Below are 20,883 nucleotides of genomic sequence, written 5' to 3' on the forward strand. Positions count from 1 at the left end.
CGAACCGCTTCACCAGACCGTTTCACGACGGGGACGACCGGAAACTCGCTGGTAACGGACGGTGACGTCCACTGGACTTGGATCTTTCCGCGTGGTGATAATCCACAGCCGCGAGGAGGTGCCATGTTCACCGAGGACGAAGGCCGGCCCGGTTCGGTGCTCGGCAAGGCCCAGCTGCTGCTCGGCGCCTTCGAATCCGGCGCCTACCAGCTGGGGCTCACCGACCTGAGCCGCCGGTCCGGCGTGCCGAAGGCGTCGGCCTACCGCCTGGCGCAGGAGCTGGTCGAGTGGGGCCTGCTGGAGCGCCGCGGCGACTGCTACCAGCTCGGCCTGCGGGTGTTCGAGCTCGGCCAGCGGGTGCCGGCGTCGGCGGTGCTGCGCGCGGTCGCCCGGCCCGCGCTGGCGGACCTGTTCGCGGCGACTCGCGCGACGATCCACCTGGCCGTGCTCGACGGCGCCCACGTGCTCTTCCTGGAGAAGGTGGCCGGTGAGGCCAACATCCACTCGCACTCCCGGATCGGCGGCCGGCTGCCCGCACCGGCCACGGCGACCGGCAAGGTGCTGCTGGCCACCTCGCCGGACGTCGACGAGCACCTGGCCCGGTTCGCCGAAGCCGGGCTGACCCACCTGACCTCCCGCACGGTGTCCTCGGTGGACGATCTGCGCAAGCAGCTGACCGTGGTCCGGGCCAAGGGGTTCGCCCTGGAGATCGAAGAGACGATGCCCGGGGTCGGCAGCCTCGCGGTCCCGATCACCGGCGCCGACGGCACGGTCCGCGCGGCGGTGTCGACGACCGCGCCGGTCGCCCGTCTGGTCCCGAAACGCCTGCTGCCCGAGCTGCGCACGGCCGCGGCGGCCATCGCCCGGGCCCTCGACCGCGCCCTGCTCACCGCCTCCGAGGTCCGCAACGAGCCCTTCACCGCCCTCCAGGCACCGGTGAAGCGCGCGACTGGCTGACCGGTCCGTTCAGCGGACCCACCGCTTGGGCCGGGTCCGGGCGGGTTCGACGATCACCCGGGTGAGTGATCTTCGAGCGAGTACCCCGGTCGACCTGCTGGCCAGCCGAGCCCGGCAGGACCCGGACCGCGAGCTGGTCCGCTTCGACGACGGCAACCGGCTGCGGATCGGCGACGTCGACGAAGGCTCCCGCGCCCTCGCCGCCCACCTGCCCGTCACCCCCGGTACCCGGGTGCTGACCTGCGTGCGGCCGGGGCGGGCGGCCGTGGAGCTGCTGTTCGGGCTCGCCCGGCAAGGCGCGGTGGAGGTGCCACTGGCCCTCGACGGCACGCTCCCGGCCGCCCAGGCGATCCGGCACGCCACCGGGGCGTCGCTGCTGGTCGCCGGGACGTCGGCGCTCGCCGGGAATCCCGCCCTGCTGACCTTGACCGAGCGCATCGTCCTGGTCCGCGAGGACGATCCGGGACCACCCGGTCACCCGTTCCTCGACGAATTGCCCGTGGCCGGGTACCGGGAGCACCGGCCCGCGCCCGGTGACGTGCTCGTCGTGCTGTCCACTTCGGGCACCACCGGCCGGGCCAAAGCCGCCGAACTCCCCCACTTCGCGGCCCTGCGGCACGCCCGCCGGGTGGCGGCGACCATGGGCTACGGCCCCGGGGACGTGCTGTTCAACGCCTTCCCGTGGAACCACGTCAACGTCCGGCACACCGCCTTGCTGCCGGCGCTGCTGACCGGCGCGCGGCTGGTCTCCCACCGCCGGTTTTCGGCCTCCCGGTTCTGGGACACTTGCCGCGCCGAGGGGGTCACGGCGTTCAACTTCATGGGCGCGATGCTGGCCATCCTCGACCGGCGGCCGGGCGCCGACCGCGACCACCCCGTCCGGCTGGCCTACGGCGCCCCGGCACCCGCCGAGCTGGTGGCGCGGTTCCTCGAGCGCTTCGGTGTCAAAGCCCTGGAGGCGTACGCCAGCACCGAACTCGGCGACGTCGCCGCGAACACCCCCGATGCTTGGCGGCCGGGCACGGCCGGCCGGGTCGTCCCGGAATACGAGGTGGCGATCCTCGACGACACCGGCCGCCCCCTGCCGCCCGGAGAGACCGGTCGGATCGCCGCCCGCGCCAAGCGGCCGGACATGCGGTTCCGCGGCTACGCCGGCGACCCCGGGGCCACCGCGGCGGTGCTGCGGGACGGCTGGTTCGGCACCGGCGACCGCGGCCGCCTCGACGCCGACGGCTACCTGACCTTCGCCGGCCGCCGCGGCGACGTCGTCCGCCGGCGCGGGGAGAACATCGCGACCTGGGACGTCGAGCAGGTGCTGCGAGCCCTGCCCGGCGTCGTCGACGCGGCCGCCATCGGGGTCGAATCGGACCTCACCGAGCAGGAGCTCCTGGTCGTGCTGGCCACCGACCGCGCCCTCGACGGACCCGCCGTCCGCGACTGGTGCCGCACGCGCCTGCCGCGGCACGCCCAGCCGCGGTACGTGCGCATCGCGCGAGAGCTGCCGCGCAACGGGAGCGGCAAGGTCGTCAAGGCCCTCCTGCCCTCCACTGTGGACAAGTCCACATGGGACGCCGAGGCCCGGTCCGCTCAGTGAACCGCGCCGGACCGCCCGCCGGGCGCCGCTGCCTACGGTCGCCCTGACATCCCCGTTCCGCAGGAGGACACCGTTGCGCGTACTGGACCTCACCGACGAACTGGCCCGGCAGGGCGCCCGGCTGCTGGTCGGCCTCGGCGCCGACGTCGTGCGCGTCGACGACGACCTGACCGGGCCCGAACGCCTCCACTGGCACGCCGGGAAGAAGCTGGCGCAGGCTGACCTCGACGCGCTGGCCCAGGAGGCCGACGTCGTCCTGGAGAGCGGTCCGGTGGCGCAGCTGCGTGGCCTGCGCGCCGACGGGACGTCCCGGTGGCCGGACGCCGTCCACGTCGTCGTGACGCCGTTCGGGCTCACCGGCCCGCGCCGCGACTGGCTCGGCGGCGACCTCGTGCTCGCCTCAGCCGGCGGGATGACCTGGCTCGGCGGAAAGCCCGGCGGCCCGCCCGAACCGCCGCCGCGCGAGCAGGCCTGCCAGCTGGCCGGGGCGCACGGCGCGATCGCCGCCCTGCTGGGCGTGCTCTCCGGGACCGGGCAGCTGATCGACGTCTCAGCCCAGGAAGCGGTCGCCGCGACCCTGGAGACGGGCGCGCTCGCGTGGATCCACGCCGGCCGGGTACCGGTGCGCAACGGCGGGGTCTACGAGCATGTCGCGCACCGGATCTTCGAGGCCGCCGACGGGTACGTGGCCGGGGGCTACTCCGGCAGCGAGCGCATGTGGACCGGCCTTCGGGACTGGCTGGCCGAGGAGGGCGAGGCCGGGGATCTGCTGGACGAGCGGTTCGCCGACCAGGTGGTGCGCTGGGCCGAGCGGCCGCACGTCGACACAGTGATCACGCGGTTCGTCGCGAAGCGAACGGCGCGCGAGGTCGCCGAGCAGGGCCGCGCCCGCGCTCTGCCGTGGGCCGAAGTGACGCCGCCGGCGGAGCTGGCCGGCAACCCGCAGCTGCGCGACCGGCGGTTCTTCGTCTCGGTCGACGGCACCGAGGACGCCGGCTTCCCCTGGGACGCCCCCGGCCTGCCCCGGCCGGTGACGCTGTCCGCCCTCACCGAGGGGACCTGGACCAGCGCACCCGGCAGGCCGCGTCCTGCGAAGACCCGCCCGCTCGACGGCGTCCGGGTGCTGGACCTGACCTGGGTGCTGGCGGGGCCGTACGCGACCAAGATCCTCGCCGAGCACGGCGCCGACGTCGTCAAGGTCGAGTCGAAGCACCGGCACGACCCGACCCGGTTCTCGACATCCATGCGGCTGCGGCCGGGCGCCGGGCCCGACGACTCCGGCTACTTCCTGAACTTCAACCGCGGCAAGCGAAGCGTCGCGCTCAACCTGCGCACGCCCGAGGGGCAGGAAATCCTGCGCGAGCTGGCCGCCCGCTGCGACGTCGTCGTGGAGAACTTCAGCCCGGGCGTGCTGGCGAAGTGGGGCCTGGACCACGAGTCGCTGCGCTCGATCAACCCGCGCGCGATCCTGGTGTCGATGTCGGGTGTCGGGCACTCCGGGCCGTGGCGGACGGCCGTCACGTTCGCCGACACCCTGGCCGCGATGTCCGGGCTGTCCGCCGAAACGGCCGATCCGGGTGAACCACCAACGGGGTTGGCGTTCGGGCTGGGTGACATGGTCGCCGCCAACGCGGCCGTGCTCGGCGCCCTGGACCTGCTGGTTCGCGGCGAGGGCGGGCACGTCGACCTCTCGCAGCTGGAGGCGATGGCGGCCACGATGGGCCCGGCGGTGCTCGGCTCCCCGCGGTCCACGCCGCACGGCGTCTACCCGGCGGCCGGGGACGACCGGTGGGTGGCCATCGCCCCGCAGGACGAGACGCAATGGGCCGCGCTGCGGACCTTGGCGGGCTTGCCGCCGGAGGAGACCGACGCCCTCGCCGCCTGGACCCGGCCGCAGGACGCCGAGGCCCTCGCCGCCCGGCTGCAGGCCGCCGGGGTCGCCGCCGCCGTCGTCGCGACCGGCCGCGACCTCGTCCAGGACGAGCACCTGGCCGAACGCGGCTTCTACGAGCGCCTGGACCACCCGATCGCGGGCGCAGTGCTGCACGAGGGCATCGTCGCGCGCCTGACCGCGACGCCGGGCGCGCTCACCTCGCCCGCTCCCCTGCTGGGCCAGCACACCGAACCGGTCCTGCGGGAACTGCTGGGCTTCGACGACGACCGGCTGGCGGCCCTGCGCGCCGCCGGGATCACCGAATGAGAGGAACAGGCATGCCCGTCCTGACCACCACCCGGGACGCCGGGGTCGCGACGATCCGGATCGACCGGCCGCCGGCCAACGCCGTCGATCCGGCCATGATCGCGGAGTTCCGCGAGGTGTTGCCGCCGCTGGCCGACGACCCCGAGGTGCGGTGCCTGGTCATCACCGGCACGGGCAAGTTCTTCATCGCCGGCGCCGACATCGCCGTCATGCGGGACCTGTCCGACGTCAACCAGGCGAAGATGCGCGGCTGGATCGACGTGCAGCGGATCCTGGAACGGGCTCCGAAGCCGGTGATCGCCGCCATGAACGGCCACGCCCTCGGCGGCGGCGCCGAGCTGGCCTTGGCCTGCGACCTGCGGATCCTCTCGGCCGCGGCGAGCTTTGGGTACCCGGAGATCACCCTCGGCCTGTTCCCCGGGGCCGGTGGCAGCCAGCGGCTCCCCCGGCTCGTCGGACCGCACCGGGCCAAGCGGCTGATGATCGAGGGCACGCGCCTCACCGCTCAACAGGCCCTCGAGTTCGGCTTGGTGGATCGCGTGGTCGACCCCGGGCTGTTCGACGCCGCGGTGGCCGAGGAGGCCCGGCTGCTCGCGGCCAAACCGACCGCGGCCATCGGCATCCTCAAGCGGGTCGTCGACGAAGGCCACGGCCTGCCGATCGAGGAAGCCTTGCTGCGCGAAGGGAAAGGCGTCACGGAGCTGACCCGCACCGCGGACGCCGCCGAAGGCCTGCAAGCCTTCCTCGACAAGCGGCCGCCACGGTTCATCGGACACTGAAAAGGGGCGGCGCCTTTCGCAGGCGCCGCCCCTCTTCTCAGTACTGGGCGACCATCGGGGTGTCCACGCCGAGGTCGCCGAGCGTGCCCGCGCCGCCGGGGTCGCCCAGCGGCGCGTCCCGGCCGGGCAGTGGCTGCTCGAAGAAGGCGATCGAGTCGGTGACGAACACTGCCTTGCTCTCGTCGCCACGCGCCTTGCGGTCGACGAAGATGGCGTCCACCGGGCACTCCGGTTCGCAGGCGCCGCACTCGATGCACTCGTTGGTGTTGATGTAGCTCTTGCGCTCGCCGACGTAGATGCAGTCGACGGGGCAGACGTCCAGGCACGCGCGGTCGGTGACGTCGATGCAGTTGGCGCCGATGACGTAGGCCATGGTGATCCTTCCGGGGTCAGGAGTTCTCGGTCGAGTGGCCGGGGAAGAGGGACAGTTCCGGGTCGAGGGCGACCGCGGCGTTGTTCACCGCCGTGGCGACTTCGCCGAAGCCGACGGACATCAGGCGGACCTTGCCCTCGTACTCGGTGACGTCCCCAGCGGCGTAGACGCGATCGAGGCTGGTGCGCATCCGCGAGTCGACCAGGATCGACCGGCCACGCAGCTCCAGCCCCCAGCCGGCGAGGGGGCCGAGGTTGCTCACGAAACCGAGTGCGGCGATCACACTGTCCACTTCGAACAGCCGCGGTCGCTCCTCACCCCGCACGCGGACATGGGCCAGGCGCAAGGTGCCCTCCCCCGTGAGCGCTTCGACTTCGGCGTCGGTGACGATCTGCGTACCGCCTTCGGTGACGGCCGTGACGCTCGCCGCGTGCGCGCGGAACGCCGAGCGCCGGTGCACGAGGGTGACGGACTTCGCGATCGGCTCCAGCGCCAAGGCCCAGTCGACCGCGCTGTCGCCACCCCCCACGACCAGTACGTTCTGACCGGCGTGCCGGTCCAGGTCGGTGACGAAGTAGCTCAGCCCCCGGCCGAGGTAGTCCTCCCCGGCGGGCAGCTTGCGCGGGGTGAACGTGCCGATCCCGGCCGTCAGGATCACCGCCCCGGCGCGGACGACCGTACCGTCGGAAAGCGTGACCTCGGGTCGCCCGTCCTCGGCCCGGCCGAAGGCCACGGCCTGGCGCCCCAGCAGGTATTCCGGGCCGTAACCACTCGCCTGATCCAGCAGGGCGGTCACGAAGTCGCGGCCCCGCACCCGCGGCAGCCCGGCGACGTCGAGGATCGCCTTCTCCGGGTACAGGGCGGCGATCTGGCCGCCAGGCTGCGGCAGCCCGTCGACGACGACGGTGCGGAGCCCGCGGAAGCCCGCGCAGTAGGCGCCGTAGAGCCCGGTCGGTCCGGCGCCGACCAGCAGGATGTCGGTGTCGAGGGCCATGAGTCCTCCGTGAGATGTCGAGAGTGGACAGTGCCGGACAGTAAGCGGGTCGCGCGGCGTGGACCCGGATCGCGGACCGGTGAGCGGACCCCGTCCCGGTTTTCGGTCCGGGTTCGCTGAGCGGACCGGAGGCATTGGCCGACCGGGCGAGCGGTGGTGGACTCGCCACAGCTTCGGCACAACGAACTTGGAGCGGTCATGAGCGTGCAGAACGGCGAGACGGCCACCACCCCGGCCCGGCGGAGCCGCCGCCCGGCGAGGCTCCCGGGCCGGCAGGACTGGTCGAGCTGGCCGCACTACCAGGCCGCGGCGGCCGGCTTCCGCGGCTACTGGTACCCGGTGGGGTACTCGTCGCGGTTCACCGGCAAGCCCCGGCAGATCACCCTGCTCGGGCAGAAGATCGTGCTGATCCGCGACGGCGGCCGGGTATACGCGTTGAAGGACCGTTGCCCGCACCGCGGGGTGCCGCTGTCGGAGGGCAACCAGCAGTTCCCGGGCACGATCTCGTGCCCGTACCACGGCTGGACGTTCGACCTGGAGTCCGGCGACCTCAAGGCCGCGATCACCGACGGCCCGGCGTCGCCGATCTGCGGCAAGGTCAAGCAGCCCACGTACGCGGTCGAGGAGCGGCTCGGCATGGTGTGGGTCTTCGTCGGCGACGGCGAAGAAGCCCCGCCGATCGACGAGCAGCTGCCCGAGGAGCTGGTGCACAACGAGGCCATCGTCGGCTCCCGGATCCAGCCCCGCGAAGGCAACTGGCGCTTCGCGTGCGAGAACGGCTACGACGAGGGCCACGCGAAGTACCTGCACCGCACGGCGTTGTGGCGGCTGTTCAAGGCGATGCCGGTGTGGAACGAGACCCGGATCATCCAGCGCGGGCGGTGGATCTACCGCGTCCAGGACAAGCAGTACTGGACCGCCGACTTCCCCGGCCTCGGCAAGTGGGACAACCAGGCGTGGTTCAAGCTGCGGCCGCCGAAGGAGGTCGGCAACGTCGGCAACACCAGCACCCACCGCGAGACCAACCCGGTGATCGCGGCGCAGGAGTTCCCCGGCTTCGCGTCGGTGAGCATGCCCGGCGTGCTGCGAATCGTCTACCCGACGTTCATCCACTACGAGTTCTACATCCCGGTCGACGCGGACAACCACCTCTACGTCGGGGTGCTGGCGAGCTTCCAGCGCGGGCTGAAGGCGCTGCCGTTCTACGCCAAGTACCTCGGCTTCGTCCGGTGGCTGTTCCACGGCCAGTTCTCCGGGCAGGACAAGTGGATGGTCGAGGTGACCGACGCCCCGCCGGAGAAGCTGTACCGGCCCGACGACTCGCTGCTCAAGTGGCGCAAGCTCGCCGAGGACACCTGCGAGGAGCGGGTCGACCGGCTGGCCGGGCAGGGTGTCACCGTCCCGGTTCCGGAGGCGGACTGATGGCGCGCGTGGTGCTCGGCGTCGGGGCGTCCCACTCGACGTTGATGAACACCCACTGGGACAAGGTCGTGCACACCGACCGTGCGGAACGCTTCCGCGACGCGCTGGGCGAAGCCCGCGACGAGATCGCGGCGGCGGCGCCCGACATCGCGATCATCGTCGGCTCCAATCACTTCCGCGGCTTCTGGCTGGACATGATCCCGCCGTTCACCCTCGGCGTCGGCGAAGTGATCGGCTCCGGCGAGGCGAAGACGCCGTCGGGGCCGCAGAAGACGGCGCCGGAGTTCGCGCAGCGGCTTGCCGAGGACCTCGTCGAGCGAGGCACCGAGGTGGCGATCTCGGCGCGGCTGCAGATCGACCACGGACAGACCCACGCGATCCAGTACCTCCTGGACGACCTCGCCGTGCCCGTGGTGCCGTTGGTGGTCAACGTCTTCGCGGCGCCGCTGCCCCGCACCGACCGCTGCGCCCAGCTGGGCCGCAACATCGCGGCGGCCATCGCGGCCCTGCCCGAGGACCTGCGGGTGGTCGTCATCGCGTCCGGTGGGCTGTCGCACCAGCTGCCGTGGCCCGACGACTGGCGTGCCCCCGCAGGCGAGGACGAGGAGTTCCTCGTCGAGGCGTGGCTCAACGGCCGCGGCGACTGGGAAAGCTACGACGGACGCCGTCGCGAGATCATCACCGCGGCCCGCCCCGTGCTGTTCCCCGAGTTCGACGAAGCCTTCCTGGCCGACCTCGAACGCGGCGAACTGGAAAAGTACACGTCCCTGACGACCGAAGAGATCGGGAAGGCGGCGGGCAACGGCGGTCAGGAGCTGCGCACCTGGCTCGTCATGGCCGCCGCGCTGGGCTTCAGGCCGGGCCGCGCGCTGGCCTACTCCCCCATGCCCGAGTGGCTGACCGGGATGGGGGTCGCGGTGATCCGGCCGTGACGGCGCTGGACACGGTCCTCGCGTGGATCACCGAAGACCGCCTCCGCGCCGCCGCGCACGCGGTGACGGCGATCCCGAGCCCGACCGGCCGCGAAGCACCCCTGGCCCGGATGCTGGCCTCACGCCTGGCCGCCGCGGGTTTCGCCGCCGAAGCGCAGCACCTCGACGAGTTCCAGGCGAACGCCGTCGGCCGCCTCCGTGGTGCCGGCGATGGCGAGGACCTGATGCTCTACGCGCCGATCGACACCCTCACGACCGGACAGTCCGAACTGGACATTCCGTGGATCGGCCCGGAACTGCGGCCGGACATGCTGGCGGAGCCGCGCGACGAAGGCCCGTTCGTCTCCGGGCTCGGCGCGAGCAACCCGAAGGGCCACGCGGCCTGCATTCTTGTGCTCGCCGAGGCCCTGGGCACGGTGCGGCCCGAGCTGGCGGGTGACGTCGTCGTGGCGTTCGGCGCAGGCGGGATGCCCACCAACGCGATCGAGGCGCCGGGCTACCCCGCGCGGGCCAACACCGGGCAGGGCGTGGGCTGCTCGTTCCTGCTCGAACGCGGCTGGCACACCGACCACGCGGTGATCGCCAAGCCCGGGGACTTCGTGGCCCACGACGAGGTCGGGTTGTGCTGGTTCGAGATCACCGTGCCCGGCATCCACACCTACGCCGGCAGCCGCCACCGGCTGCCCTACCGCAACCCGATCGTCACCGCCGCCGACGTCGTGACGCGCCTGGAACGGTGGCTCGCCGACTACCCGGCCCGCCACCGCACGGCCACCGCCGCTCCCCAGGGCATCATCGGATCGATCGCGGGCGGCTGGGAACGGATGCTCGCGGTCACCCCCGCGGCCTGCCGGATCCGCGTTGACGTGCGGATCGCCCGGGCACGACACCGTTGTCCGTCAAGCGGGAACTGGCCGCGTTCCTCGACCCGTTCGACGTGGAGCTGGAGATGGTGCTGGCCATTCCCGGCACGTCCACCCCGCCGGACTCACCGATCGTGCGGACCGCCGTCGAGGCGTGGGAAAGCACTTCCGGCCGTCCCCACGAACCCGTGCCGGACAACAGCGGCGCCACGGACGCGAACATCCTGCGTGCCCGCGGCATCCCGACCGTCCGGACCGGCATGCCGAAAGCGAACTCCGACGACTTCAGCCGCGGCATGAACACCGTCGACGTCCGCGCGATGCGCCGCCTGTGCGAGGTGCTCGCGCGGACCACCCTCGCCACCACCGGGAAGGAAGCAGCATGACCCCACCCCCGAGAGCCGCTACGCCGACGGCGGCGGTGTCACCTATCACTACCACGACCTCGTTCCGGCCCGGACACCGTGTTCCTGCACGGCGGCGGCCCCGGCTGCACCGCGTGGAGCGACTTCGGGCCGGTGGCGCCGCTGTTCGCCGAAGACCGTCGCTGCCTGCTCGTGGACATCCAGCAGTACGGCCGCTCGGCGAAAACCCCGATCACCGGGCCGATGTGGGACCACCACGCGGCCAAGACCGTCGCCCTGCTGGACACCCTCGGCGTCGAGCGCGCCGACTTCGTCTGCAACTCCTGGGGCGGCACCATCGCCCTCAACCTCGCCGCGAAGTACCCGGACCGGGTGCGCTCGCTGGTCGTCACCGGCAGCATGCCGGTCTTCTACGGGCCCCTCGCCCGCTGCCCGAGGGCGGCCGCCGCGGTCGCAACGCCCGCGACGCCTACTACGGCGGCGAAGGCCCGACTCGCGAGAAGATGCGCCGCCTGATCACCAGCCTCGAGTGGTACGACGGCGACCGGCTCCCCGAAGAGACCCTCGACCTGCGGTACGAGCAGAGTCTCGACCCCGGCGAGCGCGAACTGGCCGCCATGTCGGACTCCCCGCGCGGCGAGTGGCAGGACCTGACCGGCGAGCTGGGCCGGATCCAGGCGCCCACGCTGTTCATCTGGGGCATGCAAGACGCGTTCCTCACCCCCGACTACCCGCTGATGCTGGCGCGCATGGTGCCAACGGCACCCTGCACGTCATGGACCACGTTTCCCACCACCTGCAGGAAGAGCGCCCGCACGCCTACCACGCGGTGGTCGACGGGTTCTTCCGTTCCCTGGTCCCGCAAGGAGTTCCGGCATGAAGGTCCTGCTCGCCCTGACCGCCACGGCCGCGGCACTGGCCGCCCTGCGCAAGCTCGCGGCCTCCAGCAACACCCAAGTCCACCGCATCAACACCAAGGAGCTCGCGTGAGCATCTGGACCGAACTCTCCCCGATCGCGCACCGCGTCGAGTACGTCGACGCGGCCGGCGTCCCCACCCGGACGCTGCGAGCCGGGAACCCGGACGCCGAAGCCGTCGTGTTCCTGCACGGCACCAGCGGGCACCTGGAAGCGTTCGCGCGCAACGTCGTCGCGCACAGCGAATTCGACGTCCACGCGATCGACATGCTCGGCCACGGCTACACCGGCAAGCCCGCCCGGCCCTACGAGATCGCCGACTACGTCCGGCACCTGCTGGACTACTTCGACGCGGTGGGGATCCGCGCCGCGCACATCGTCGGCGAGTCCCTCGGCGGCTGGGTCGGGGCGCGCGCCGCGGTCGACCACCCCGAGCGGGTGCTGAGCCTACAGCTGCTGTGCGCCGGCGGAACCGTCGCCAACCCCGAGGTGATGGAGCGAATCCGCACCAGCACGAAGAACGCCGTCGCCACCGACGACGTCGAGCTGACCCGCAAACGCTTGCGGCTGCTGATGGCGAGCGAGGAGAACGCCACCGAAGAGCTCGTCGAGGTCCGGCACGCGATCTACCACACGCCGGAGTTCGTGGCCAATGTGGACAACCTGCTCTCGCTGCAGCAGATGGAACGGCGGCAGCGCAACCTGCTGCGCCCGGACCAGCTGGCCCGCATCACGCAGCCGACGCTCATCGTGTGGGGCCGCCAGAACCCGTTCGGCGAGGTCCCGGAGGCGACGAAGATGCACGAGAACATCCCCGGCTCGCAGCTGGAGCTGTTCGAGGAGTGCGGGCACTGGCCACAGCACGAGCAGGCCGCCCGCTACAACCCGCTGAGCGTCGGGTTCATCCGCAAGGCCGCCGCGTGAGGGCCGCGCGGTTCCACACCTGGGGCTCGGCCCCGGTCGTGGACGACGTCCCCGAGCCGACGCGGGCCGAGGGCGAGGTGCTGGTCGACGTCGAGGCGGCCGCGGTGGCCCACCTGGACGCCACCGTCGCCGGCGGCACCTTCAACCTCAAGCCGCCCCTGCCCTACGCCGGCGGCGTGGAAGGGGCGGGGATCGTCGTCGAGGCGGACGCGGATTCCGGCCTCGCGCCGGGCGACCAGGTGATGCTGCGCGGTGCCGGGCTGGGCCTGCTGCGTGACGGGACCTGGACCGAGCGGCTGAGCGTGCCGGCCAAGGCCGCGAACAAACTGGACGCCCCGCTGCCGCCCGAGGTCGCGGCGACGTTCTACGTGCCCGCGACGACCGCGTACGTGGTCCTGCACGACGTGGCCCGGCTCGCCGCGGACGAGGAGGTGATCGTCGTCGGCGCCGCCGGCGCGGTCGGCTCCATGGTCGCCCAGCAGGCTGTGCTCGCCGGGGCGAAGGTCACCGGGATCGTCGGCCGCGCGGAGCAGCTCGCCGACGTCCCGGACGGCGTCACCGGCGTCTGCCTCGACGCCACCGAGGACATCGAGCGGCTCGCCGCGGACCGGCCCGCGTCCCTGCTGGTCGACACGCTCGGCGGCGACGGACTGGTGGCCCGGACCCGCTGGGTGCGGCCGGGCGGGCGCGCGGCGGTGATCGGGTACGTGACCGGCACCGAAGTGCGCGTCGACCTGCCGTCCTGGCTCCTCGACGACGTCGCGCTGCTGCCGGTCAACATGATCCGGCAGGAACGCCGGGCCCGCGAAATCGCCGGTGACCTGGTCAAGAAGCTGTCCGCGGGCGAGCTGTCGCTGGCCGTGCAGAAGTACGCCTTCGCCGACGCGGCGCTCGCGCTGGAGGACCTGCGGGCCGGGCGGGTCCGCGGCCGCGCGGTGCTCGTCCCGTAGCCGGTTCGGTGGGCGGACCGGTCCGTTGGCCGGACCGGTTCCGCTCACCGAACCTGATCCCATGGAAGCGAACAGCGTCCTCGGCAAGGTCCAGCTCATCCTCGAGGCCTTCGGCCCCGACGACGAGCACCTGAGCCTCACCGAACTGGCCCGGCGTTCCGGCGTCGCGAAGGCGTCGGTGCACCGCCTGGCGCAGGAGCTGCTGGCCTGGGGCGTCCTCGAACGGCGCGGCAGCGACTACTGGCTCGGCATCCGCCTGTTCGAGATCGGCCAGCGGGTGCCCCGCCAGCGCATCCTGCGCGACGCCGCCCGGCCGTACATGGAGGACCTCTACCAGGCCACCAACGAGACGATCCACCTCGCCGTCCCCGACGGCCGCGAGGTCCTCTACCTGGAAAAGGTGTCGGGCCACAGCCAGGTGACCAAGCCGTCGCGGGTGGCCGGCCGGATGCCGATGCACTGCACCGCCACCGGCAAGGTCCTGCTCGCCTTCGGCCCCCGCGCGCTGGTCGAGGAGGTGATCGCGTCGCCGCTCGACCGGATCACGCCGCACACGGTCAACGCGCCCGGCCTGCTGCTGAACGAACTGGCCCGTGCCCGCGCGAACGGCTACGCGGTCGAGTACGAGCAGACCCGCGTCGGCTTCGTGAGCGTGGCGATCCCGCTGACCGGCGCGACCGGCCTGACGACCGGCGCGCTGTCCATCACCGCGCCGCTGTACCGGGCCGACGTCGGCAAGTACGCCGGGTTGCTCACGATGGTGGGCCACCGGATCACCAAGACGGTGAGCGCCCTGCGGTCCGGTGATCGGACCACAACGGCCACCCGGTGAGCCCGGGCAGCCCATCCTTCTCCGACACCCACTCAGTTCCGGGAGGATCGGTGCGGAAAAGACTCAAGTGGCTCGGCATCACGGTCGCGTTGGCGATGACGGTGGCGTCCGCCCCGGCGGCCGCGAACGCCGGCCGTCCGCCGGCACACACGCTCGTCGTCCAGACGGATGCGGGCAAGGTCGAAGGGAAAACCACCGGGGCGGTCGACTCGTTCCTGGGCATCCCGTTCGCCGCCCCGCCGGTCGGCGCTCTCCGGTGGCAGCCACCCCGGCCGGCTCCGGCGTGGCCCGGCGTCCGGCCCGCGACGAGCTACGGTCCGGCGTGCCCGCAGGGTTCCGGCTCGCCGGTCACCGAGGACTGTCTCTACCTCAACGTCTACCGTCCGGCCCGGGCGACGAACGAACGGCTCCCGGTGCTGCTGTGGATCCACGGCGGCGGGTTCTCGTCCGGCTCCGGCAGCGCGTTCGACGGCTCACTCCTGGCCGAGACGAACAACATCGTCGTCATCACGATCAACTACCGGCTCGGCGCGTTCGGCTTCCTGGACCTGCCGGGCCTGAGCAAGTCCGGCGCGGGCAACTACGGCCTGCTCGACCAGGTCGCGGCCCTGAACTGGGCCAACCACAACATCGACCGCTTCGGCGGCGACCACCGGGCCGTCACCATCTCCGGGCTCTCGGCCGGCGGCCACTCGGTGTGCGCCCTGCTCTCGTCGCCCTTGGCGCACGGCCTGGTCAACGGCGCCATCGTCCAGAGCGGCGGCTGCCCGAGCCACACGGTCGCCGAATCCCAGGCGGCCGGCGCGCGGTTCGCCGCCGACGCCGGCTGCACCACCACCCCGGTGAGCTGCCTGCGCGCCAAGTCCGCGGCCGACATCCAGAATTCGAGCGCCGGGTTCCGCGGCGGAATCCTCTCCGGCCCGCTCCCGACGGCCGGCGTCCCGGAACTGCCCCTGCCGCCGTCCGAGGCCGTGCGCACCGGCCGCTTCGAGCGCGTCCCGCTCCTGATCGGCAGCACCCACGACGAGGTCCGGGGCTGGGCCCGCTCCTTCGCCACCGCGACGCCCGCCCAGTACGAAAAGAGCCTCGAATACCTCTTCGGCAACCGGGCGGCGGACGTCGCGAAGGCGTACCCGCTGAGCAACTACCCCGCGCAGGACACCGCGGCGTACGCGCTGGGTGCCGTGTGGACGGATTCGAGCGTCTTCTACGGCCTCGGCGGCTGCCGATACACCCAGCTGGCCCAGCAGGTCGCGAAGTACCAGCCGAAGACGTTCCTGTACCGCTTCGACGCGCGGAGTCCCTCGGCCCCGCCGGCCCCGGGCGCCTTCGACGCCGACGCCTCCCACGGAGCGGACCAGGCGTACCTCTGGCCGACGGCGACCAGCGTCTACGACCGCGACCAGCTCCGGCTGTCGGCCGAAATGGTCCGTACTGGGCGCGTTCGTGCGCCAGGGCACCCCGGACGCGGCCGGACAGGCGGAGTGGCCGAGCGTCGAGGACCAGCGAGCGATGGTCTTCCGGCTCGGCGGCAGTGCGCCGGTGACCTCGGCCGCGTTCGCGGCCGCGCAGCACTGCGACCTGTGGAACAGCATCAGCTACCGGTGGCTCGACATCAACGCCGAGCAGCTGGCCCAGCAGGTCGGAGTCGTGAGCCGGTAGGCCCGTGAACGCCGGCCGACGAGATCCCGGCCACGTCGGCCGGCCACGGCTGAACACGGCGAAGCAGGCGAACATGGGGAAGAGCCGGCAGGGCACCGTCGTGACCGGCCGGCGCTTCACCCTGACCAGCACCTGCTCCGAGACGTCTCGCCCAGGAAGGGAGCCTTGCGATGGCCGCCGAGCCGTTCGAGGTCACCATCACCGAAGCCGAAATCGCAGACCTGCGCGACCGGCTGCGCCGCACGCGCTGGCCCGAGCCCGAACCGGTCGGCGACTGGTCCCAGGGCATCCCGCTCGCTTACACGCAGGAACTCTGCCGCAGCTGGGCCGAGGACTACGACTTCGGGTTCGCCGAGCGCGTGAACGCCTTCCCCCAGTACCGCGACACGATCGACGGGCTCGGCATCCACTTCCTGCACGTCCGCTCACCGGAACGGGACGCCTTCCCGCTGGTGCTCACCCACGGGTGGCCCGGTTCGGTCCTCGAATTCCTCGACGTCCTCGGCCCGCTGACCGACCCGCGCACCCACGGCGGCGACCCCGCCGACGCCTTCCACGTCGTCGCGCCCTCGCTGCCCGGGTACGGCTGGAGCGACAAGCCGTCGACGGCCGGATGGGGCGTCACCCGCATCGCGCGGGCCTGGGACACCTTGATGGTCTCGCTGGGCTACCAGCGCTACGGCGCACAGGGGGGTGATTGGGGCTCGGCGGTGTCCGGAGCCCTGGGCGAAGTCGCACCCGAACGCGTCGCCGCCGTGCACCTGAACCTGGGCTCCGTGGCCGCGGGCACCTTCGCCGACCCCACCCCCTCGGAGCTGGCCAACCTCGAAGCCGAGAAGGAGTTCCGGCGCACCGGCCGGGGCTACTCGGCGCTTCAGGCAAGCCGGCCGCAGACGCTCGGCTACGGTCTCACCGACTCCCCGCCGGCCAGGCCGCCTGGATCGCCGAGAAGTTCCAGGCCTGGACCGACCACGACGGCAACCACGAGACCGCCGTGTCCCGGCAGAAGATCCTCGACGAGATCTCGGTCTACTGGTTCACCGCTTCAGCCACCTCCTCGGCGCGCCTGTACTGGGAAAGCTTCGCCCACTTCCGCGACGAGGTCACGGCGCCGTCCGGGCTGTCGGTGTATCCGCGGGACATCACCCGCCCGTCGCGACGAGAAGCCGAGCTGCGGTTCACCGACCTGCGCTGGTTCGAGGAGATGCCGCGCGGTGGCCACTTCGCCGCCTTGGAACAACCGGAGTCGCTCGTCGAGCAGGTGCGCGGGTTCTTCCGCCTCTTCCGCTGACGGTCGCGACCGTGCCCGGAACACGAGGCCATCGGGGTGGCCGGCTGCGTGGGCGGGCGGAAGGCTCCGCCGGCCGGGTTCTCGACCGACGGAGCCCGAGTGCCGGGGAGCGCAACCCTCCGGTGTGCGGGGCGGGAACCTCAGCCGGTCAGATGCCGCTGACCTGGCGGATCCAGCTTCGACCCGCTGCGACACTGCCGTAGGTGGTGGTGCTGGACCGGTCGCTGGTCGAGCACACCCCGACCTGCACGCCGTCGTCGATCATCGGGCCGCCGGAGTCGCCGCCGGCCACGGCGCCGTCGGGGGTGTCGGCCGCGATGGCCGGGCCGCCGAAGTAGTCGGTGGCGCTCGTGTCGGCGATCTGCACCGCCGCCTGCTTCAGCACGGACGACTGGTGGTTGCCTTCGTCGGTGGACTGGGTCGCGCCCCAGCCGTAGACGCGGGCGGCGTCGCCTTCCTGCGCGTCGGAGGAACTGCCGGCGAGCCGGGCGAACGTGCCGCCGCCGTCGGCGTTCAGCTTGATCAGGGCGAGGTCGCCGCCGGAGTACACGTACGTCGTCGACGCCTTCGCGTGCACGCCGCCGGAAGCGCTGTTCGAACCGATGTAGAGGTCGATGTCGGTCAGGCGCCGCCCGTTGTTGTCGTACATGCAGTGCTTGGCCGTCAGCACCCACCGCGTACCGATGAGCGTGCTGGTGCAGAAGAACGTGTAGCCGTTGGCGTGCCCGTTGAACCGCGTGATGTAGCCGGGGTTCTGGGCCGTGCTGCCGCCGATGATCGACGGCTGGGCGGCCGGCGAAAGCGGCGTGACCGGGGTGCTCGCCGACGCCGGGGCCGCGGCGAGCGTGCTGACCGCGGCGCACGAACCGACGAGCAGCGCGGCGGCGCGGGCGAACCGGACGGAGGGGGTGCGCATGGGGAACTCCTTGGAGGCGGAACCGGTGGGGACTCACTGAACGTAAGCGGAGGGTGTGTCCTCGGTAAGCGCCCGAAGATCCGAGTCGATCAACGGAACAGAACGGATCTTTCGGAGGGTTGCGCGGAAGCCGGCCGACGTTCGTCGGGTGACAGCCCCCTTCCGCGGCTGTTAAACCGAGAACCATCCGGGCACCACCGGACGTCTCCGCCGGCACGGCGCGATCCGCCGAAGGCGAACCCGCTCTCCGCACCGACGCCGAGGACCGCCATGCCGTTGTTCGCGGTGCCACCGCCGGAATCCGCCGGACAGGAGCTGGCGCAGGCGCTCGCCACGGGCCCGTTCAGCCGCGCGCTCACCCTGGCCATCGACCGCAGCGGGCTGGGACTCGCCCGCCTCCGGGGCCGCCTCGCGGCCGCGGGGGTCCCCGTCAGCACCACGACGCTCAGCTACTGGCGCACCGGCCGGACCCGCCCGGAACGGCCGGACTCCTTGCGGGCGGTGGCGGTGCTGGAGGACGTCCTCGGAGTGCCGCCGCGGTCGCTGATCGAGCTACTGGCCCAGCCCGCGCCCCCCGGACCACCGGACCCGGTGCGCTGGGAGCGGTTGTGGGGCCCGCGCAACGACGTGCTGCCGGTGCTGCACTCGTTCGACGCGGCCGACGAGACGTCGTTGGTGGTGCTCAGCCTGCACGAGGCACTGCAGGTCGACGCCGCCGGCTGCCTCACCCGGCTCCGGGTGCGCGAGGTCGTGCGCGCGGTGGAAGAACCGGTCCAGGCCAAGGTGGTGGCGTTGCGCGGCTGCGTCCCGGGCCGTCCCCCGCGGCTGGTGTCCGCGCGGTACTGCCGGCCCGTGCGCACCGAGGTCCTCCCGGAGCAGGGGTTCGTGGTCAGCGAGCTGGTGCCGACCCGGTCGATGGCCGTCGGGGAGACCGCGATCCTGGAGTACGAGTTCGAATACACCGACGGCGTCCCGGACACCAGCTACGACCGGCGATTCCGGCACCCGGTGGCCGAACACCTGCTGGAAATCCACTTCGCCCCCGGTACCCAGCCGGCGACCTGCGCGGCTTACCGCTTGGACGCACCCGGAGGTCCGGAGCGGGACGTGACCGCTGTCCCGGTGTCACCGGATGCGCCCGCCCACCACTTCGTCACCGGCTGCGGACCCGGGATCCGCGGGATGCGCTGGCGCTGGACCTGACCAGTGGCGAAATGAGTGCGAGGCCGCGGCGTCGACGAAGAGGCAGTGCCCGCCGAACGGGCGCACAACCGGCACCCGCGTCCGAGAAGTCAGGGAACGTAGGGAGTCGCGATGGTGGCGAGCGCGTCCCAAGGCATGACCGCGTAGCCCGCCCCGTTGTGCCAGGCCCGGATCTGGCGTTGCGGGTCGACGGCGATCGCGTCGGCGCGGTGGTCACCGTCCAGGTCGGCGAACCGCAGCGGGGCGACATCGGGGAATCCGGCGGCCACCACGATGCTCGCGCCCTCCCAAGGCATCGGCGAGAACCCGCGGACGTTGTGCCACGCGTGCCCCTCGCCGTTCTCCCACACCGAGATGATGTCGGCCTTGCCGTCACCGTCGAGGTCGGCGAAGAACGTGGTGGCCGGCTTCATGTCGGCGCCCACCACGATGCTCCCGCCCTCCCACGGCATGGGGGCGAAACCGCGGGCGTTGCGCCACGCGCGGACGTCACCGTTGGCGTCGACCGACATCGCCTCGGCCCGGCCGTCACCGTCGAGGTCGGCGAACTTGAGGCCCTGCGGATCGACGATTCCGGTCGTCACCACGATGCTCGCGCCCTCCCACGGCATCGGCGAGAACCCGCGGACGTTGTGCCACGCGTGCCCCTCGCCGTTGTCCCAGAGGGAAACGATGTCGGCCTTGTGGTCGCCGTCCAGATCGGCGAAATAGGTCCGCCCGGGCCGCATGTCGGTGGCGACCACGATGTCGGCCGGATTCCACGGATTACCGCCGAAACCGCCATCGTTGTGCCAGGCGTGCACGTCCCCGTTCGGGTGAATCGCCAGCAATTCCGCACGGCCGTCACCGTCGAGATCGGCCAGCATCATCCGCGACGGCGTGGCCGTCAGCGGCTTGGTCTGCTCGGCGATCCACCCGGCCAGATCGTCGACACGGGCCACCACCGCGCCGCTGCGCGTCTCGGTCTCGGCCAGGCAACCGTGCTGCCAGGACGCGCTCGTGACACCCGCGAGCTCGACCCGGTCGCCGGTCTCACGCAGTGCCGGACCGCCGGCGTCACCCTTGCACGGATCGTTCGCCCCACCCGCCGCGGTGACCGACATCGAGGTCGCCGTGACACCCTGGACCGTGTAGCTCGCGGTGTTCAGCCGGGCGGGAACCCATTCGGTGGCGGTTCGTCCGAAGCCGCCGATCCGCACCGTCTCCCCCGACGCCGGCGCGGTCGCCGCGATCGCCACCGGCGTCACCGACGGCAACGGCGAAGCACCGCTGGGGGACGTCACATGCGCGAGCACCACGTCCCGGTCCGCGGCCGGCACCAGCCGGTCCACCACCGGCAGTGGCCCCGCTCCGGGGGCGCCGGGCCCGAAGGACACCGTCGTAGGCTGCGGCGGCGGCCCATCCGGCACGTTCTGCCCGAAGCATCGCTTCGCCGTGATGACCCACCCCTGAGCCACGACCGCCCCCGAGCAGCCCGCGGTCGTCCCGTTGACCACGACCCGCGCGGCATAGCCGTAGCTGCCCTCCGGCGCCGCAGCTCCCCCGCTCACCGCACCCGCCGGCGCGGCCGAACTGACCCCACCCACACCGAGGACAACCGCCGCGACAGCCAGTCTTCGAACCCGCACCTGTTCCGCCCCCCTCATTGCCGGCCTGTTCACCGGCACCCCGCACGGGAGATTAGCAGGGGCACGGTTGGCGATCAGCCG

Annotated in this window: 17 protein-coding genes and 1 pseudogene; 14 read left to right on the plus strand and 4 right to left on the minus strand. The window is 72.3% G+C overall.

The genetic code is table 11. The features are described from left to right. Window positions 1–123: 123 nt before the first annotated feature. From HUT10_RS08460 to HUT10_RS08475, 4 genes are all read left to right on the plus strand, one after another. Window positions 124–957, plus strand: a complete 834-nt coding sequence (locus tag HUT10_RS08460) for an IclR family transcriptional regulator (RefSeq protein ID WP_176170662.1) — start codon at window positions 124–126, stop codon at window positions 955–957. A gap of 61 nt (window positions 958–1,018) precedes the next feature. Further along, window positions 1,019–2,551 (plus strand): class I adenylate-forming enzyme family protein, encoded by a 1,533-nt coding sequence (locus HUT10_RS08465; protein WP_176170663.1) that lies wholly within the window; start codon window positions 1,019–1,021, stop codon window positions 2,549–2,551. Window positions 2,552–2,624: 73 nt separating this feature from the next. Then, window positions 2,625–4,751, plus strand: a complete 2,127-nt coding sequence (locus tag HUT10_RS08470) for a CoA transferase (RefSeq protein ID WP_217709558.1) — start codon at window positions 2,625–2,627, stop codon at window positions 4,749–4,751. Between the two features lie 11 nt (window positions 4,752–4,762). Further along, window positions 4,763–5,530, plus strand: a complete 768-nt coding sequence (locus HUT10_RS08475; RefSeq protein ID WP_217709559.1) for an enoyl-CoA hydratase/isomerase family protein — start codon at window positions 4,763–4,765, stop codon at window positions 5,528–5,530. Window positions 5,531–5,567: 37 nt separating this feature from the next. Here HUT10_RS08475 and HUT10_RS08480 read toward each other — a convergent pair whose 3' ends face one another. Together HUT10_RS08480 and HUT10_RS08485 are read right to left on the minus strand one after the other, a co-directional pair. Then, entirely contained in the window at window positions 5,568–5,903 is a 336-nt protein-coding gene (locus HUT10_RS08480) for a ferredoxin family protein (protein ID WP_176170665.1), read from the minus strand. 16 nt (window positions 5,904–5,919) lie between these two features. Further along, the gene (locus HUT10_RS08485; RefSeq protein WP_176170666.1) at window positions 5,920–6,897 is read right to left on the minus strand and encodes an NAD(P)/FAD-dependent oxidoreductase; all 978 of its coding nucleotides are present in this window, start codon (window positions 6,895–6,897) and stop codon (window positions 5,920–5,922) included. 198 nt (window positions 6,898–7,095) lie between these two features. Between HUT10_RS08485 and HUT10_RS08490 the strand changes: the two genes are divergently transcribed. The 9 genes and pseudogenes from HUT10_RS08490 to HUT10_RS08530 all read left to right on the plus strand — a co-directional run bounded on the left by HUT10_RS08490 (window position 7,096) and on the right by HUT10_RS08530 (window position 17,055). Next, a complete protein-coding gene (locus HUT10_RS08490; protein WP_176170667.1) occupies window positions 7,096–8,319 on the plus strand; it encodes an aromatic ring-hydroxylating dioxygenase subunit alpha in 1,224 nt (407 codons plus the stop codon). Beyond that, entirely contained in the window at window positions 8,319–9,251 is a 933-nt protein-coding gene (locus HUT10_RS08495) for a catechol 1,2-dioxygenase (RefSeq protein ID WP_176170668.1), read from the plus strand. Before HUT10_RS08490 ends, HUT10_RS08495 begins: the two co-directional genes overlap by 1 nt. Next, the gene (locus HUT10_RS08500) at window positions 9,248–10,414 is read left to right on the plus strand and encodes a hypothetical protein (RefSeq protein WP_176170669.1); all 1,167 of its coding nucleotides are present in this window, start codon (window positions 9,248–9,250) and stop codon (window positions 10,412–10,414) included. Before HUT10_RS08495 ends, HUT10_RS08500 begins: the two co-directional genes overlap by 4 nt. A gap of 164 nt (window positions 10,415–10,578) precedes the next feature. After that, window positions 10,579–10,995 carry an alpha/beta fold hydrolase gene (locus HUT10_RS49905; RefSeq protein ID WP_217709560.1) on the plus strand — a complete coding sequence of 139 codons (417 nt, stop codon included), beginning with the start codon at window positions 10,579–10,581 and terminating at the stop codon, window positions 10,993–10,995. A gap of 470 nt (window positions 10,996–11,465) precedes the next feature. Further along, window positions 11,466–12,320, plus strand: a complete 855-nt coding sequence (locus tag HUT10_RS08510; protein WP_176170670.1) for an alpha/beta fold hydrolase — start codon at window positions 11,466–11,468, stop codon at window positions 12,318–12,320. Next, window positions 12,317–13,270 carry a zinc-binding dehydrogenase gene (locus HUT10_RS08515; protein ID WP_176170671.1) on the plus strand — a complete coding sequence of 318 codons (954 nt, stop codon included), beginning with the start codon at window positions 12,317–12,319 and terminating at the stop codon, window positions 13,268–13,270. The genes HUT10_RS08510 and HUT10_RS08515 overlap by 4 nt, the downstream gene beginning before the upstream one ends. Window positions 13,271–13,331: 61 nt before the next feature. Beyond that, entirely contained in the window at window positions 13,332–14,102 is a 771-nt protein-coding gene (locus HUT10_RS08520; RefSeq protein WP_176170672.1) for an IclR family transcriptional regulator, read from the plus strand. Window positions 14,103–14,152: 50 nt separating this feature from the next. After that, entirely contained in the window at window positions 14,153–15,772 is a 1,620-nt protein-coding gene (locus HUT10_RS08525; RefSeq protein WP_176170673.1) for a carboxylesterase/lipase family protein, read from the plus strand. A 162-nt stretch (window positions 15,773–15,934) separates the two neighbouring features. Beyond that, a pseudogene (locus tag HUT10_RS08530) lies at window positions 15,935–17,055 on the plus strand (epoxide hydrolase family protein). 148 nt (window positions 17,056–17,203) lie between these two features. Here the strand turns inward: HUT10_RS08530 and HUT10_RS08535 are convergent. Then, window positions 17,204–17,971, minus strand: a complete 768-nt coding sequence (locus HUT10_RS08535) for a trypsin-like serine protease (protein ID WP_176170674.1) — start codon at window positions 17,969–17,971, stop codon at window positions 17,204–17,206. Between the two features lie 270 nt (window positions 17,972–18,241). On the opposite strand from HUT10_RS08535, the gene HUT10_RS08540 reads away from it, so the two are divergent. Continuing rightward, window positions 18,242–19,174, plus strand: coding sequence for a hypothetical protein (locus tag HUT10_RS08540; RefSeq protein WP_176170675.1), 933 nt, complete (start codon window positions 18,242–18,244; stop codon window positions 19,172–19,174). 89 nt (window positions 19,175–19,263) lie between these two features. Here the strand turns inward: HUT10_RS08540 and HUT10_RS08545 are convergent, their stop codons facing one another. Next, on the minus strand, window positions 19,264–20,724 hold the full coding sequence (locus HUT10_RS08545) for an FG-GAP-like repeat-containing protein (RefSeq protein WP_176170676.1): 1,461 nt from the start codon (window positions 20,722–20,724) through the stop codon (window positions 19,264–19,266). Window positions 20,725–20,883 lie beyond the last annotated feature (159 nt).

Origin of the sequence: Amycolatopsis sp. Hca4 (assembly GCF_013364075.1) — a bacterium.
Classification (GTDB): domain Bacteria; phylum Actinomycetota; class Actinomycetes; order Mycobacteriales; family Pseudonocardiaceae; genus Amycolatopsis.

What these genes read in the sequence shown, in the direction of transcription:
- HUT10_RS08460 (WP_176170662.1), top strand. Translation starts at nt 124, where the DNA reads ATGTTCACCGAGGACGAAGGCCGGCCCGGTTCGGTGCTCGGCAAGGCC.
- HUT10_RS08475 (WP_217709559.1), top strand. Translation starts at nt 4,763, where the DNA reads ATGCCCGTCCTGACCACCACCCGGGACGCCGGGGTCGCGACGATCCGG.
- HUT10_RS08480 (WP_176170665.1), bottom strand. Translation starts at nt 5,903, where the DNA reads ATGGCCTACGTCATCGGCGCCAACTGCATCGACGTCACCGACCGCGCG.
- HUT10_RS08485 (WP_176170666.1), bottom strand. Translation starts at nt 6,897, where the DNA reads ATGGCCCTCGACACCGACATCCTGCTGGTCGGCGCCGGACCGACCGGG.
- HUT10_RS08490 (WP_176170667.1), top strand. Translation starts at nt 7,096, where the DNA reads ATGAGCGTGCAGAACGGCGAGACGGCCACCACCCCGGCCCGGCGGAGC.
- HUT10_RS08495 (WP_176170668.1), top strand. Translation starts at nt 8,319, where the DNA reads ATGGCGCGCGTGGTGCTCGGCGTCGGGGCGTCCCACTCGACGTTGATG.
- HUT10_RS08520 (WP_176170672.1), top strand. Translation starts at nt 13,332, where the DNA reads ATGGAAGCGAACAGCGTCCTCGGCAAGGTCCAGCTCATCCTCGAGGCC.
- HUT10_RS08535 (WP_176170674.1), bottom strand. Translation starts at nt 17,971, where the DNA reads ATGCGCACCCCCTCCGTCCGGTTCGCCCGCGCCGCCGCGCTGCTCGTC.
- HUT10_RS08540 (WP_176170675.1), top strand. Translation starts at nt 18,242, where the DNA reads ATGCCGTTGTTCGCGGTGCCACCGCCGGAATCCGCCGGACAGGAGCTG.